The following is a 13,835-nucleotide window of genomic DNA, read 5'->3' on the forward strand; positions in this document are numbered from 1 at the left end:
CAACGGGCAGCCGGGCATGGGCCCGGCTCTACGAACGTCGTTTACCAGTCCAGCTGCCTGGGCAGCAGGCCCTGCAGCTCCTGCTCGGTCAGGTTGCGCCACTGGCCCGGCTTCAGCGCGCCGATCTTGATGTTGTCGATGCGCACGCGGCGCAGCTGGGTCACCCGATAGCCGAACTCGGCGGCCATCAGGCGGATCTGCCGGTTCAGGCCCTGCTGCAGGGTGATGCGGAACCCGAACTTGGCGATGCGCGAGGTCTTGCACGGCAGCGTCATCTGGTCGTGGATGCGGACACCACGGGCCATGCCGCGCAGGAACTCATCGGTGACCGGCTTGTTCACCGCCACCAGGTACTCCTTCTGGTGGCCGTTCTCGGCACGCAGGATCTGGTTGACGATGTCGCCGTTGCTGGTCATCAGGATCAGCCCTTCCGACTCCTTGTCGAGGCGGCCGATCGGGAAGATGCGCTGTTCATGGCCGACGAAGTCGACGATGTTGCCCTTGACCGACGTCTCGGTCGTGCAGGTGACGCCGATCGGCTTGTTCAGTGCGATGTAGACGTGGCGGCGGGCACCGGGCTTGCGGGCCACGCGCGCGCGCAGCGGCTGGCCGTCGACCAGTACCTGGTCTTCCTCGCCCACCACCGCGCCAGTGCCGGCCGGATGGCCGTTGACGGTGACCCGGCGGGCGGCGATCAGGCGATCGGCCTCGCGGCGGGAGCAGAAGCCGGTGTCGGCGATATGTTTGTTGAGTCGGGTGGTCATCGCCCTATTATCCGGCATCGCCGCCCGCAGCGCTTCATGCCAGGCCGGGTGGATCGAGCTCTTCGCCGTCGAATACCCGGTTGCGGCCGGCGCGCTTGGCCACGTACATGGCATGGTCGGCCCGGCGCAGCAGCGCAGCGAGATCGTCCTCGCCCGGCCGCCACTGTGCCAGGCCGATGCTGGCGGTGACCTCCAGGCCGGGCACCTGCAGCGCCCGGACCGCCCCGGTGATCTGCTGGCGCAGGCGATCCAGGCGCGCCGACGCCGCCTCGCGCGGCATGCCCGGCATCAGCAGCAGGAACTCTTCGCCGCCCATCCGCACCACCTGGTCCTGGCTGCGGACTGCGGCACGCAACGCACGCGCCACTGCCACCAGCACCTGGTCACCCACGGCGTGGCCATGGCGGTCGTTGATGTCCTTGAACAGGTCGATGTCCAGGAAACCAATCACCAGCGGGCCGCGCTCGCGGTCGACCCGTTCCAGGTGACGGGCCAGCTGCTGCAGGCCGGCACGGCGGTTGGGCAGGCCGGTCAGGCCATCGGTCTCGGCCAGCTGGCGCAGTTCATCGCGCTGCTGGCGCAGGCGTCCCAGCCGCTGGTTCAGCGCGTAGGCTGCCATCATCAGCAGCCAGGTCACCGCCAGCTGCAAGGCCTCCACGCGGTATTCCAGCAACCACGCAGCGCGGCAGGCGTCGGCCAGGATCAATACCAGCATCGGCGCCAGCGCGGCCAGCCCCGCCTGCGCCCAGCGGTCACCGCGCAGCCGTGCCCACACCCCGACCATCAGCGACAGGCCACAGCCCAGCAGGTAGGACACCTGCAGGCCCTGCGCCACCCAGGCCAGGCTGTCCCATGGCAGCCAGGGCACCAGTGCGGCCAGCGCCAGCAATCCCCACAGCGCCAGCAGCTGGAACGGACGCGAACGCGGCAACAGGCGGTCGCCGCCATTCAGGCGCCACAGTGCCGGCAGCACCAATGCCTGGGTCGCCGCGGTCAACGCCAGCAGCCACCAGGCACCACGCTCGCCTACCGGCAGCCAGGGTTCCGGATAGCCGCTGAGGCCACCGAGGATGGCCTGCCACAGCACCAGCACGGTGGCACCGGCGATGTAGACCAGGAAACTGCGGTCGCGGGTGGTGAGGAAGGCCATCAGGGCCGACAACGCCAGTGCGATCGCCACGGCGATGCAGGCCGCGCGCACCAGCAGCCGGGCGGTATCGTTCTGCTGTACCGGGCTGGGCGCCCCCAGCCGCAGGGTCGGCACCCAGCGCGCCTTCAGCGGCGTCTGCCACGACACCAGGAACGGCTGGTGGCTGCCTGCGGGCGGCACCGCCACCAGGCCGATGCCTGCGCGGAACCGTGAATCACGGGTACGCGCATCATGCATGTTGCCGCAGATTTCGCGATCGCCATGCTGTACGCGGACTTCGCCGGCAAACACATTGAACACGTCCAGCGCCTGCGGTTGCCCCGACCAGCCGCCCGGCGGCGCAGGCACCAGCACCTGCTGCCGTGGACCGGCCAGCATGCCCGGCGTGCATGCGCGATGCGGAGTGGGTTCATCGGTGGCTGCACCGACCAGCAGGTAATCGCGCCCGGCTTCGGCCGCAGCGGCCCACAGTGGCCACGGCGTTGCCAACCACACCAGCAGCACGACCAGCACCGCTCCTGTTCCGTACTGCCACTGCCTGCCGCCCACGCCACGTCCTGTTCCTGCTTACGCCCGCGCCCACTGCGCGTCGCCCCTTGCGGGCATTATCGCAGCCGCGGCTGCAGCGCACGTGTAGACCAAAGTCGCCGGCGGGCGTTCAGCCTGCGGCGGGCGGACCTTTCACCGCCACCAGGCGCACCGGTCGCAGGTCAGCCAGGGTCATCCGCTCCAGCGGCTGCGGCCGCTCGACCGCATAGCCCTGCAGGCCCTGCACCCCGAGCCGGGTCAGCGCGGCGGCGACTTCAGCGGTCTCCACCCATTCGGCCACCACCTCCATCTGCAGCTCACGCCCCAGCTCACTGATCGCGCGCACGGTGGCGTGGCTGACCGGATCGGTATCCATGTCGCGCACGAAGGCACCGTCGATCTTCAGGATGTCGGCCGGCAGCTGGCGCAGGTAGCCGAACGAGGACAGGCCGGAGCCGAAATCGTCCAACGCCATCCGGCAACCACGCGCCTTCACCGCATCGATGAAGGCACGTGCCTGGCTGAGGTTGCTGATCGCAGCGGTCTCGGTGATCTCGAAGCACAGCTTGGAGGCCAGTGCGCGGTTGCGCTCCAGCAGGTCGCAGACGAAGGCGAGGAAGCCAGGCTCGGCGATCGACTGCGCCGAGACGTTGACGTTGCACAGGCCCAGCTGCCGGACGTGTGCCGGGCACACCTGCAGATGCCGGAACAGCAGGCCGAGCACGTGCCGATCCAGCGCCACGGCCATGCCATAGCGCTCCACCGCCGGCATGAACTGGCCCGGCAGGTGCAGGCTGCCGTCGCTGCCGCGCATGCGCACCAGTACCTCATAGTGCAGGTAGGTGGGATCGCCGACGCGGGCAATGCGCTGCGCATACAGCACCATGCGGTTCTCGGCCATGGCCAGGCTGACACCCTGCAGCCGTTCGGCTTCCTGGCGCCGTTCCTCCAGCGCCATGCGGTTCTCGTTGAAGCAGTGCACGCGGTTGCGGCCGGCCTGCTTGGCCGCATAGCAGGCACTGTCGGCAGCGCTCATCAGCCAGTTCACATCCGGTGCCTCGGCGCTGACCTCGACCACACCGATGCTGCAGCTCAACTGCGGGCTGCCCTCGCTGACCGGGAATGTCGCCTGCCCCAGATTGCGGATCACCCGCTGCAGCACGCGCTTGGCCTCATCCTGCCCGGCATGGGCGAGGAACACGGCGAACTCGTCCGCACCCAGCCGGCCCACCCAGTCGCCATCGCGTACCGCCGCCACCAGGTAGTCGGCGAAGCTGCGCAGCATCTGGTCGCCGGCGGCGTGGCCGAAGCTGTCGTTGACCAGCTTGAAATGGTCCAGGTTGATATAGCACAGCGCGTGCGTGCCGCCTTCGCTGCGCACCTGCAACAGCGCGCGTTCCAGCAGCCGTTCGATCTCTCGGCGATTGATCAGGCCGGTCAGCGGGTCATGGCTGGCGTGGTGCTCGATCTCGCGCGCCAATGCATGGTTCTGGCTGACGTCTTCGATGATCGCGAACACCGACAGGCCACCGTCGGCGCTGCGCACACCGGTGCCACTCCAGCGGCCCCAGACGAGGCTGCCATCGCGGCGGCGGAAGCGCAGTTCGCTCGGGCGCAGCTGGCGATCCCAATCGATGCGCCCCACCCCATCGATGACCAGCTCGCCGTCCATCAGCAGGTCGCCCAACGACAGCTGCAGCAACATGTCACGACGATGGTCGAGGATATCGGCCATCGCCTGGTTGGCCTCGATCACCTTGCCTTCGGTATCGAGCTTGAGCATGCCGACGTTGGCCTGGTAGAACGCGGCGCGGAAACGGCTCTCGTGTTCGGTCAGGTCCTTGCCGACGCGGCGCGCCAGCGCGACCGCCATCAGGCTGATCGCCAGCACCGACAGGCCCGCGACCATCAACGTGGCCAGCCTCACCAGCGTCGCCATCCGCAGCAGCGCCTGCGAGAACGCCTGGCTCTGCACCTGCATCCGGCGGTCGAGGTCACGCAGCTGCTGCAGGTAGTGGTCACGTGTGGCTGCCGGCACCGGGCCATCATCGTGCCGCAGCTGCAACTCATCGATCAGGCGCTGCACCGCCATCAGGTCGCCGTCGGTCTGCCGCCACAACGCGGTCGCTTCGCGGAAGGCACCGATATCGCGTGCATAGCGGAACGAAAACACCAGGCGCGGAATGTCGGCGCGCGCGTTGCCGCCCTGCAGGAAGCCCTGCCTGGCCTTGTCTTCGTCCGGCTCTGCCTGTTCCAGCGCCAACCGCGCCTGCAGATCGCCCAACGGCACCTGCAGGGCCTGGCGTGCGTCGTCCAGGTCCTGGGCATCACCGCGCGCCAGATAGCGGCTGAGTGCGGCGGTCGCATCCTGCTGACCACGCGACCAGTAACCCTGGCCGGCGATCCAGGCGGTGGAGGCCGCCTGCAGTTCCTGGATCAAGGCGGACAGTGCGACCAGTCCGATCGCCATACCCGTCAACAACGCAAATCGCAGTCCCAGGCCGCGGGTCATCGGCACCCGCCGGCTCTGTTGGTCCGTGCCACTCCTACCCATCCCGGATCCCCCCGAATGTGCTGCGGTGACAACCTCCATTGGAACCGGCCCAGCCTAGGACCGGCTATGTGTTGACCGCGCGAAAAAGGGGACGGAGGGGATTAAGTCGTTTTCGGCATGAGCGCATGGCCTGCCATATACGACTTAATCCCCTCCGTCCCCTTTTTCTGTACGCCAGCCCGGGGCTGGCGTTGTTCTGGACGGCTGCGGGCGCGGCTTAGTAGCTGCGCGGGCCGCGCGGCTTGAAGCCGTCACGACGCGGCGGGCGGCTGTCGCGGTCACCGCCACGGTCGCCACCCGGACCACCCGGGCCGCTACGACGCGGACCACCCGGGCCTCGCTTGTCGAAGCGCGGCTTGAACGGACGCGGGGCCGGGTTGGTGTCTTCACCCGGAGCCAGCGCACGCATCTGCAGCTGCTGGCCGGACACCCAGACCTTCTGCAGGTGCGACAGCACGTCCGACGGCATCTGCGCCGGCAGGTCCAGCAGCGAGAAGTCGTCGTGGATGTCGATGCGGCCGATGAAGCGGCTTTCCAGGCCGGCTTCGTTGGCAATGGCGCCAACGATGTTGGCCGGCTTCACGCCATGCTGGTGACCGACCGAAATACGGTAGGTCTCCATGCCCTGCTCCGGCGCACCGCGCGGCGGAACCTCACGGCGCGGACGCTGCTCGAATCCACCTTCGGCGTCGTCGCGGCGCGGGCCACGCTCGAAGCGCGGACCACGCTCGTTGCGGTCGAAACGATCGCCGCGCTCCGGGCGGTCGAAACGATCGCCGCGCTCCGGGCGGTCGAAACGATCGCCGCGCTCCGGGCGGTCGCCACGCTCGAAACGCTCGCGCGGCGCACGCTCTTCACGCGGGGCACGCACCGGCGGCTGCAGCAGGAACGGGGTATCGCCCTGCAGCATCTTCGCCAGCGCGGCAGCGACTTCGATCGCCGGCACGTTCTGCTCGCTCTCGAAACGCTCCAGCAGCTGGCGATAGAAGTCCAGGCCACCGGCGCCGAGAGTCTCGGTGATGCGCGAGGTGAACTTGTTGATGCGCGTGTCGTTGACCGCTTCCACGCTCGGCAGCTGCATTTCTTCGATCGGCTGGCGGGTGGCGCGCTCGATCTGGCGCAGCATGCCCTTCTCGCGCGGGGTTGCGAACAGGATCGCCTCACCGCTGCGGCCGGCACGGCCGGTACGGCCGATGCGGTGCACATAGCTTTCGGTGTCGTACGGGATGTCGTAGTTCAGCACGTGGCTGATGCGCTCCACGTCCAGGCCACGGGCGGCCACGTCGGTGGCGACCAGGATGTCCAGCTTGCCTTCCTTCAGCATGGCGATGGTGCGCTCACGCTGGGCCTGCTGCATGTCACCGTTGATGGCAGCAGCGGCCAGGCCACGGGCCTGCAGCTTGCTGGCCAGCTCTTCGGTGCCGGCCTTGGTCCGCGCGAAGATGATCATCGCGTCGAACGGCTCGACTTCCAGGATGCGGGTCAGCGCGTCCAGCTTGTGCATGCCGCTCACCCACCAGTAACGCTGGCGGATGTTGGCCGAGGTGGTGGTCTTGGCCTGGATGGTGACTTCCACCGGGTCCTGCAGGTAGGTCTGCGCGATGCGGCGGATCTGCGGCGGCATGGTGGCCGAGAACAGGGCAACCTGGCGCTGCTCCGGCAGCTTCTTCAGCACGGCTTCGACGTCGTCGATGAAGCCCATGCGCAGCATTTCATCCGCTTCGTCCAGCACCAGGGTCTTCAGCTCGGACAGGTCCAGGGTGCTGCGGTCCAGGTGGTCGATCACGCGGCCGGGGGTACCGACCACGATGTGCACGCCACGGCGCAGGGCCGACAGCTGCTGGCCGTAGGGCTGGCCGCCGTACACCGGCAGCACGCGGAAACCGGGGATCTTCGACGAATAGGACTGGAACGCCTCGGCAACCTGGATGGCCAGCTCGCGGGTCGGCGCCAGGATCAGGGCCTGGGGCTTGATCTGCTGCAGGTCGATGTTGGACAGTACCGGCAGTGCAAAGGCAGCGGTCTTGCCGGTACCGGTCTGGGCCTGGCCCAGCACGTCGCGGCCTTCCAGCATCGCCGGGATGGTGGCGGCCTGGATCGGCGACGGGGTTTCGTAGCCGATGGCGGTGACCGCCTGCATCACGGGCTCGGACAGGCCGAGCTGCGCAAACTGCAGCGGCGCTTGGGAATCTTGGGACATGGGGAACTCCGAAGGCACTGCCGTCTTCCTGGCAGTGCGATAAAAAAGGGATGGTCCGCGCTTTGGGCGCCCTTCTTATCGCGTGCCCTGGCGCTGCTCGGTCGGAGGAGATTTCACTCGCTCAGAGCGGAATGATACCGCATTGATCCTGAACGAGGCATACAGCTTTCCGTGCGCGTGCCGTCATGCCCCGTGCTGGCGCACAATACGCGCCCTCTTTCCGGCCCGGCCGCTGGCCCGCGCCCTCTTCCCAGGAACCCCGCCCCATGCAGATTCTCGAATTCGACCTCGACGGCGACTACGTCGAACTCAAGCAGCTGCTCAAGCTGGCCGACCTGGTCACCAGTGGCGGCGAGGCCAAGATGGTCATCAGCGACGGCCAGGTCCGGGTCGACGGCGAAGTCGAACTGCGCAAGGCCTGCAAGATCCGCGCAGGCCAGGTGGTCGAGTTCGCCGACAGCCAGATCCGGGTGCTGGCCGCCGGCTGATTTCAAGCTGTTCAGGCCACGCGCTGGGTCAGGTGCGCGGCAATCAGCTGCCTGAACGGTGCCACGCCCTGCGCCAGGCGCAGGCCAGCCGCCCGTAGCAGGCGCGCCGGACGGCGATCGTCGGTGTACAGGCTGGCGATCGCGTTGGTGGCCTCGTACAGCGGCCGCGACGCCAGCCGATGACCGCGCTGGTAGCCGGCCAGCATGCCGGCGGCGGCAATGTCGGCGCCGCGGCGCTGCTGCTCGACGATGCCCCGCGCCAGCCGCTGTGCGCTGGCCAGGCCCAGATTGAAGCCATGCGCGGTGACCGGGTGCATGCCCACCGCAGCATCGCCGATCAGCGCCGAACGCTCGCCGGCAAAGCGGTGCGCATACACGCCCACCAGCGGATACGCCTGCGGCGTGGCCACCGGCTGCATCCGCCCCAGACGATGTTCAAAACAGCTGCTGATGGCCTCACCAAAGGCCACCTCGTCCATCGCCAGCAGCTCCTCGATCTGCCGCGGCGGCAACGTGATGACCGCCGATGCCTGGCCCTCGTTGAGCGGCAGCAGTGCCATCGTGCGCCCGTAGCCGAACCATTCCCAGGCGGTGTGGTGATGGTCGCGCTCGACCTGCATGCGGCACACCAGCATCGACTTGCCGAAGTCGCGCATCTGCGCACCGATGCCGAGCATGCGGCGGGTTGCGGAAAAGCGGCTGTCGGCGGCGACCAGCAGCCGCGCGTGCAGCGTGCTGCCGTCATCCAGCGTGACCACATGGCCCTGTGCGTCGGCCTGCACGCCCTGCACCTTGCGCCCATCGAACAGTTGCAGGCCGTCCTGGCCCTGCACGGCATCCCACGCAGCACGGCGGATCAGGTGATTGGGCACCAGCCAGCCCAGTGGCTGGCCATCGACCTGGCTGCTGGCGAAGGTCAACGCGAATGGCGAGCCACCGTTCATCACCCTGGCATCGCGCAGCTCGGCGACTTCGGCGTGCGGCAGCCGCTGCCACAGTCCCAGCTGCTCCATGCCCTGGCGCGAGGCATGGGTCAACGCGATCTCACGGCCATCGAAGGCGGCCTCGGCCAGGGCCTGGCGCGGCTGCACTTCGACCAGGCCGACCTGCAGGCCGCTGCCGGCCAGTGCGCGCGCGAAACACAGACCCGCCGGTCCGGCGCCGACCACCACCACGTCCATCCTGCGCATGCGCGCCTCCTGCCGTTGATTCAGTCCGGGCCAGCATAGCGCCGCGCGCCTGACCGGCCTTGATCTGGATCAGGCGGGCTCACAGAAGTGCGAACACCAGCGCCAGGATCGACAGCAGCGACACCGCCCACACCAGGCTGCGCACATAGGGCACACCTGCGGCATACAGCGGCAGGTAGGCCACGCGCGCCCAGAAGTAGGCCTGCGCAGCCAGCGCTGTGGTGTCGTTGCCGCGCCCGGCCAACACCACCGCGATCGCCGCCGCGGCGAAGAACGGGAAGGTTTCCAGGAAGTTGGCCTGGGCCCGCTGCAGGCGACCAGCCAGCGGGCTGACCGGCTTTGCGTCACCATCGCTTGCCGACGCATTCCACTTCATCCCGCGCTCGCGGGTGACCACGGTGGAGGTGGCGAAGATGTAGACGAAGCCCAGCAGCACCGACCAGGCCAGCATCGTCAGTTCAGTTGCCATCGTTCATCTCCTCAGGGTGCCGACGCGCGCAGGCTGTAACCGGCCAGGCGCCACACCTGGTCCTCGTCGAAACGGAACGAGACCAGCTCGCGCACCGGCTGCGCGCTGTTGGCGAAACGGGTCGGGAAGCTGACGTTGATGTACAGCCCTTCCGGCACCGCGGCACCAGCGCTGTACTTGACCCGGGTGATGGTGGGCTGGCCACGCCCGGCCAGCGCACCCAGGCGCGTGCGCTCGGCGGTCAACTGGCTGACGAAGGCGGCCTTGGGCACCGCACGGCGCGCGACGGCCGAAGCGCCATCCCACAGTTCGCCGGCACGGTTGGCATCGACCAGCTGCGCCGCCTTTACTGCGGCTGCGCCCATTTCCGCGTCCTGTTTCTGCACCTGTGCCTGCTGCGCGGCGGTCAACGCCGGTGCGCCGGCAGTGGCCGGTTTCGCCGCCGCCGGTGATGCCGGGGCCGGGCGTGCCGGGGCCGGTGCAGGCGTGGCCGGTGCAGGCGTGGCCGGCGCAGGTGCCTGCGCCAATGCGGTCAGGGGCAGCAGGGACAGCAGCAGGAGCACGCGCTTCATGGACACCGCCGGTTCTCGGGAAAGAACCGCAGTCTACGCCAGCACGGTGAGCTGCTCGTCAGCGCGCGTGGGCGCTGCCTTCCACCGTCGCTGCATCGGCCTGCGCGGCAGGCGTGCCGGTGCCTGCCGGCGCCTGTTCGGCCACCGGCGGCGGCTCCGACGGTGCCGGTGGCAGCGTTGCCACATCGATCTCCGACAGCGGGCTTTCTTCCGGGCATACCGCATCCGGGAAACCGAAGCGCTGCTTCAGTGCCTGGCCGCAGCTGTTGATCGATTCCATGTCAGCGCCTTCGCGCTTGCACTGCTGGTCGAAGACGATCAGGAACGCGTCCTTGCGCTGCACGAAATCATCGCCGCAGGCCCGCATCTGCTTGATCCGTTCCAGATCGTCCTGCACCGCGTTGGTGCCATCCAGGCCGTACTGGCGCAGCTCGTCCGGCGTCAGCAGGCGCAGGCTGCGGTTGGGCACGGTCATCATCAGGTCGGCCACACCCACCGCCACGCCATTGCGTTGCAGGTAGTCCTTCACGTTGTCGTAGACCTCGTGCAGCTCGCGGTTGAGTTCGGCGCGCGAGGTAGCCTTGGAACTGATGCGCATCATGCGGTGGATGCCGACCTTGCCCGACAGCAGGCGGTTGTCACCGGCGGCCAGCACGAACACGCAGGCGCTGTGGCAGATCGAGCCTTCGCGCACCCAGATGGTCCAGCCCGATTCACCGATGCTGTCACCGGCAACGATCGCCGACTCCACCTGCCCGCCGCTGGAATCCAGATCGAGGATGCGCTTGTGGATCTTCTGCTGGTCGGCGACCACGGCCAGCCGCCACATCATTTCGGCGAAGCCCGGATTGATCTTGCCGGCGTAGCGCACGCGCATCAGGCCGCGTTCGGCACAGGGCGCCAAGGCCGCGGTGATCTGCTCGCGCTGCAGGCCTTCCAGCTCGGCACCGTCGCCGGCATCGCCAGCATATTCCGTGCTGCAGCTGACCCAGGCGCGGCCATTCTCCAGCTGCGCCTGCGGCCACGGCCGGTCTGCCTGGCTGCGCGGCGGAGCCGGCGGCGGCGGCGCGTCGGCCGCATTGATCGACACCATGTTCTCGCCATCGCTGGCCGGTGCCCTCGCCGCCTTGTCGGCAGCGGTCACATTGCCCGGATTCTCCAGCTGGCTGCAGCCCGCCAGGGCCAGGCACAACAGGGGCAACCAGCGGAGTTTGGCGGACATCGGGCAACCGGTCTTCATGTGAACAAGAGCCACAGTCTACCCGTCCGGGGCGCGCATTCAGCGCGTGGTACTGAACCCCCTCTGACCCTTGGGAAAGCGTGTCGACCAAGGTCGACGCCTACCAACAGCAACGCAGAACGCCGTCCCGACAGATTGCCGGAACCTGTCTAAGGCGGGGTGGAGCCGGTGGCAGGGGCGTGAGCGCCATGGATGGCGCGACCGAGCTTGCAGGGACGTACTTGCAGCGTCCCCTGCCACCGGCCCCACCCCGCCTTCCCCCAGGAAGCCCGCTGTTGCTGTTGCTCTGGCCTCGGCGGGTGCAGGGCGCCGCCCGGCCTGACTCCCTTCAGCATCCATGTCCGAATGTGGCGAGTATCTGCACCCGCAGCCGCCTAGACTGGCGCCATGGACACCGCCCTCGCCCTCGACACTGCCGCCTGCGATCGCGCCCGCCTGGCCCGCGACGCCCGCTTCGACGGCGTGTTCTTCACCGCCGTGCGCAGCACCGGTATCTATTGCCGTCCGGTGTGCCCGGCACCGCCACCGAAGCCGCGCAACATCACCTACTTCCCAACCGCCGCCGCGGCCGCCGCAGCCGGTTACCGACCCTGCCTGCGCTGCCGCCCCGAACTGGCACCGCAGGCGCAGCAGGCACTGGCCGGGCAGACCGTGCAGCGCGCCCTGGCGTTGATCCAGGGTGGCTTCCTGCAGGAGCAGCCGGTTGCCGATCTTGCAATGAAGCTCGGCATCAGTGCGCGCCAGCTGCAACGCCTGTTCGTCGAACATCTCGGCGCGACGCCCGGGCAGATCCATGCCACCCACCGCCTGCTGCTGGCCAAGCAGCTGCTGACCGAAACCACGCTGGCGGTAACCGACGTCGCGCTGGCCGCCGGCTACAACAGCCTGCGCCGCTTCAATACCGCGTTCCTGCAGGGCTGCGGCATGGCACCCACCGCACTGCGTCGCCAGCACCAGCCGCTGGCCGCCGATGATGGTTGCCTGGTACTGCGTCTGGCGTACCGGCCTCCACTGGATTTCCCGCGCATGCTGGCCTTCCTGCGCAAGCGCAGCCTGCCCGGCATCGAACTGATCGGCGAGGACAGCTACCAGCGCGTGCTGGGCACGCCTGAGCGGCCCACCCTGCTGCGCGTCACGGCCGACCCGAAGCGCCCGGAGCTGCGCCTGCAACTGGGCGCGGTGGATCCGCGCCTGATCCCCGACATCGTGCGCCGCGTGCGTCGCGTATTCGATCTGGATGCCGACCTGCAGCAGGTCCATGCCGCGCTGGGCGAAGAGCCCCTGCTGGCGCGCGGCATCGCCGAACGTCCCGGGCTGCGCGTGCCCGGCGGCTGGGACGGCTTCGAAGTGGGCGTGCGTGCCGTGCTCGGGCAGCAGGTCAGCGTGGCCGCAGCCACCACCTTCGCACGGCGCCTGGTCGATGCCTATGGCGCGCACCTGCCGGGCATGCCGTCCGACTTTGATCGCCAGTTTCCGGCGCCGGAAGTACTGGCCGAGGCGCCACTGGAATCCATCGGCCTGCCGCGCAGCCGCGCAGCCACCGTGCGTGCGCTGGCCGCCGCCTGTGCCAGCGGCCAGCTCGACTTCGGGCCCGGCCAGGCATTGGAGGAATTCGTTGCGCGCTGCGTCGCACTGCCCGGCATCGGCCCGTGGACCGCGCAGTACATCGCCCTTCGCGGACTCGGCCAGCCCGATGCCTTCCCGGCCGGCGATCTTGTGCTGCAGCAGGTCCTCGGCCACGCGCAGGGCCAGCGCCTGAGCGAGCGTGCGACCGAAGCGCGCTCGCAACCCTGGCGCCCGTGGCGCGCCTACGCCGTGCTGCACCTGTGGCACCTGTCCGGCACCTTCGTTGGAGAACCGACATGACCCTGTTGTTCGATCGTTTCGACAGCCCGATCGGCGTATTGACCATCGCCGGCGACGAGCGCGGTCTTTCGCATGTGCTGTTCCCGGAGAACCGCCACCCCGCGCGCGGGCGCGATGACTGGCACTACGCACCGGATGCACTGCCGGAAGCACGCGAACAGCTGCTGCAGTTCCTGCACGGTGAACGCAGCCAGTTCGATCTGCAGCTGGCACCGCGAGGCACGCCATTCCAGCTGCGCGTGTGGCAGGCGCTGGCGTTGATTCCGTTTGGCCAGACCTGGAGCTATCTGCAGCTGGCGCAGCACCTGGGCCAGCCCAGCGCGACCCGCGCGGTGGGCGCGGCCAATGGCCGCAATCCACTGCCGATCATCCTGCCCTGCCATCGCGTGATCGGCAGCAATGGTGCGTTGACCGGATTCGGCGGCGGCCTGGAAACCAAGGCCGCGCTGCTGCGACTGGAACAACGCCAGGCCCCGCTGTTCGCCTGAGAGGGCTGGCCGGGCTGCGCCCGGCACCCGCAGAAGCTACGGCAACGGCAACGGCAACGGCAACGGCAACGGCCGAAGCAACAGCGGTATTCCTTAGGATGGCGTGGTGGGTCCGGTTGCGGGGGACGCCGCAAGTACGTCCATGTAGGCTTGGCCGCGGCATCCATGCCGCGGACACCCCCGCAACCGGACCCACCGCGCCTTCGACAGATTTCTGCGACCTGTCGGGATGGTGTACCGCGGCTGCTGGCAGGTGCCGACCTTGGTCGACACGGTAGATCCACGCCATGCGTGGGTGGAAGCATCAGGAACCTGTCTGGAGAAGA

11 protein-coding genes are annotated in these 13,835 nt (G+C 68.6%); 3 read left to right on the forward strand and 8 right to left on the reverse strand.

Going from position 1 to position 13,835, the window contains the following annotated elements; genetic code table 11:
- Positions 1 to 41 precede the first annotated feature (41 nt).
- From B9Y64_RS01270 to B9Y64_RS01285, 4 genes are all read right to left on the reverse strand, one after another.
- Positions 42 to 764 carry a pseudouridine synthase gene (locus B9Y64_RS01270; RefSeq protein ID WP_100439179.1) on the reverse strand — a complete coding sequence of 241 codons (723 nt, stop codon included), beginning with the start codon at positions 762 to 764 and terminating at the stop codon, positions 42 to 44.
- Between the two features lie 34 nt (positions 765 to 798).
- A complete protein-coding gene (locus B9Y64_RS01275; protein ID WP_100439180.1) occupies positions 799 to 2,463 on the reverse strand; it encodes a sensor domain-containing diguanylate cyclase in 1,665 nt (554 codons plus the stop codon).
- 109 nt (positions 2,464 to 2,572) lie between these two features.
- Positions 2,573 to 4,996 (reverse strand): putative bifunctional diguanylate cyclase/phosphodiesterase, encoded by a 2,424-nt coding sequence (locus B9Y64_RS01280; protein WP_100439181.1) that lies wholly within the window; start codon positions 4,994 to 4,996, stop codon positions 2,573 to 2,575.
- A gap of 217 nt (positions 4,997 to 5,213) precedes the next feature.
- Positions 5,214 to 7,196 carry a DEAD/DEAH box helicase gene (locus B9Y64_RS01285; RefSeq protein WP_100439182.1) on the reverse strand — a complete coding sequence of 661 codons (1,983 nt, stop codon included), beginning with the start codon at positions 7,194 to 7,196 and terminating at the stop codon, positions 5,214 to 5,216.
- A 266-nt stretch (positions 7,197 to 7,462) separates the two neighbouring features.
- On the opposite strand from B9Y64_RS01285, the gene B9Y64_RS01290 reads away from it, so the two are divergent.
- Positions 7,463 to 7,684: an RNA-binding S4 domain-containing protein gene (locus tag B9Y64_RS01290; protein WP_012479588.1), complete on the forward strand. Its 222-nt coding sequence runs from the start codon at positions 7,463 to 7,465 to the stop codon at positions 7,682 to 7,684.
- A gap of 11 nt (positions 7,685 to 7,695) precedes the next feature.
- Here B9Y64_RS01290 and ubiM read toward each other — a convergent pair whose 3' ends face one another.
- The 4 genes from ubiM to B9Y64_RS01310 all read right to left on the reverse strand — a co-directional run bounded on the left by ubiM (position 7,696) and on the right by B9Y64_RS01310 (position 11,137).
- Positions 7,696 to 8,874, reverse strand: a complete 1,179-nt coding sequence (ubiM, locus tag B9Y64_RS01295) for a 5-demethoxyubiquinol-8 5-hydroxylase UbiM (RefSeq protein ID WP_100439183.1) — start codon at positions 8,872 to 8,874, stop codon at positions 7,696 to 7,698.
- A gap of 79 nt (positions 8,875 to 8,953) precedes the next feature.
- Positions 8,954 to 9,343, reverse strand: coding sequence for an MAPEG family protein (locus tag B9Y64_RS01300; protein WP_100439184.1), 390 nt, complete (start codon positions 9,341 to 9,343; stop codon positions 8,954 to 8,956).
- 11 nt (positions 9,344 to 9,354) lie between these two features.
- A complete protein-coding gene (locus B9Y64_RS01305) occupies positions 9,355 to 9,915 on the reverse strand; it encodes a DUF4019 domain-containing protein (protein ID WP_100439185.1) in 561 nt (186 codons plus the stop codon).
- Positions 9,916 to 9,973: 58 nt separating this feature from the next.
- Positions 9,974 to 11,137 carry a hypothetical protein gene (locus B9Y64_RS01310; protein WP_100439186.1) on the reverse strand — a complete coding sequence of 388 codons (1,164 nt, stop codon included), beginning with the start codon at positions 11,135 to 11,137 and terminating at the stop codon, positions 9,974 to 9,976.
- Between the two features lie 405 nt (positions 11,138 to 11,542).
- Between B9Y64_RS01310 and B9Y64_RS01315 the strand changes: the two genes are divergently transcribed.
- Both B9Y64_RS01315 and B9Y64_RS01320 read left to right on the forward strand, forming a co-directional pair.
- Positions 11,543 to 13,021, forward strand: a complete 1,479-nt coding sequence (locus tag B9Y64_RS01315; protein WP_100439187.1) for a DNA-3-methyladenine glycosylase 2 family protein — start codon at positions 11,543 to 11,545, stop codon at positions 13,019 to 13,021.
- Positions 13,018 to 13,509 (forward strand): methylated-DNA--[protein]-cysteine S-methyltransferase, encoded by a 492-nt coding sequence (locus tag B9Y64_RS01320; protein ID WP_100439188.1) that lies wholly within the window; start codon positions 13,018 to 13,020, stop codon positions 13,507 to 13,509. The genes B9Y64_RS01315 and B9Y64_RS01320 overlap by 4 nt, the downstream gene beginning before the upstream one ends.
- The last annotated feature ends 326 nt before the right edge of the window (positions 13,510 to 13,835 follow it).

The sequence above is a fragment of the Stenotrophomonas maltophilia genome (genome assembly GCF_002799245.1).
Lineage (GTDB): Bacteria > Pseudomonadota > Gammaproteobacteria > Xanthomonadales > Xanthomonadaceae > Stenotrophomonas > Stenotrophomonas maltophilia_S.

Coding starts and splice junctions, on each gene's coding strand:
- B9Y64_RS01270 (WP_100439179.1), bottom strand. CDS start 764: ATGACCACCCGACTCAACAAACATATCGCCGACACCGGCTTCTGCTCC.
- B9Y64_RS01280 (WP_100439181.1), bottom strand. CDS start 4,996: ATGGGTAGGAGTGGCACGGACCAACAGAGCCGGCGGGTGCCGATGACC.
- B9Y64_RS01285 (WP_100439182.1), bottom strand. CDS start 7,196: ATGTCCCAAGATTCCCAAGCGCCGCTGCAGTTTGCGCAGCTCGGCCTG.
- B9Y64_RS01290 (WP_012479588.1), top strand. CDS start 7,463: ATGCAGATTCTCGAATTCGACCTCGACGGCGACTACGTCGAACTCAAG.
- ubiM (WP_100439183.1), bottom strand. CDS start 8,874: ATGCGCAGGATGGACGTGGTGGTGGTCGGCGCCGGACCGGCGGGTCTG.
- B9Y64_RS01300 (WP_100439184.1), bottom strand. CDS start 9,343: ATGGCAACTGAACTGACGATGCTGGCCTGGTCGGTGCTGCTGGGCTTC.
- B9Y64_RS01305 (WP_100439185.1), bottom strand. CDS start 9,915: ATGAAGCGCGTGCTCCTGCTGCTGTCCCTGCTGCCCCTGACCGCATTG.
- B9Y64_RS01310 (WP_100439186.1), bottom strand. CDS start 11,137: ATGTCCGCCAAACTCCGCTGGTTGCCCCTGTTGTGCCTGGCCCTGGCG.
- B9Y64_RS01315 (WP_100439187.1), top strand. CDS start 11,543: ATGGACACCGCCCTCGCCCTCGACACTGCCGCCTGCGATCGCGCCCGC.
- B9Y64_RS01320 (WP_100439188.1), top strand. CDS start 13,018: ATGACCCTGTTGTTCGATCGTTTCGACAGCCCGATCGGCGTATTGACC.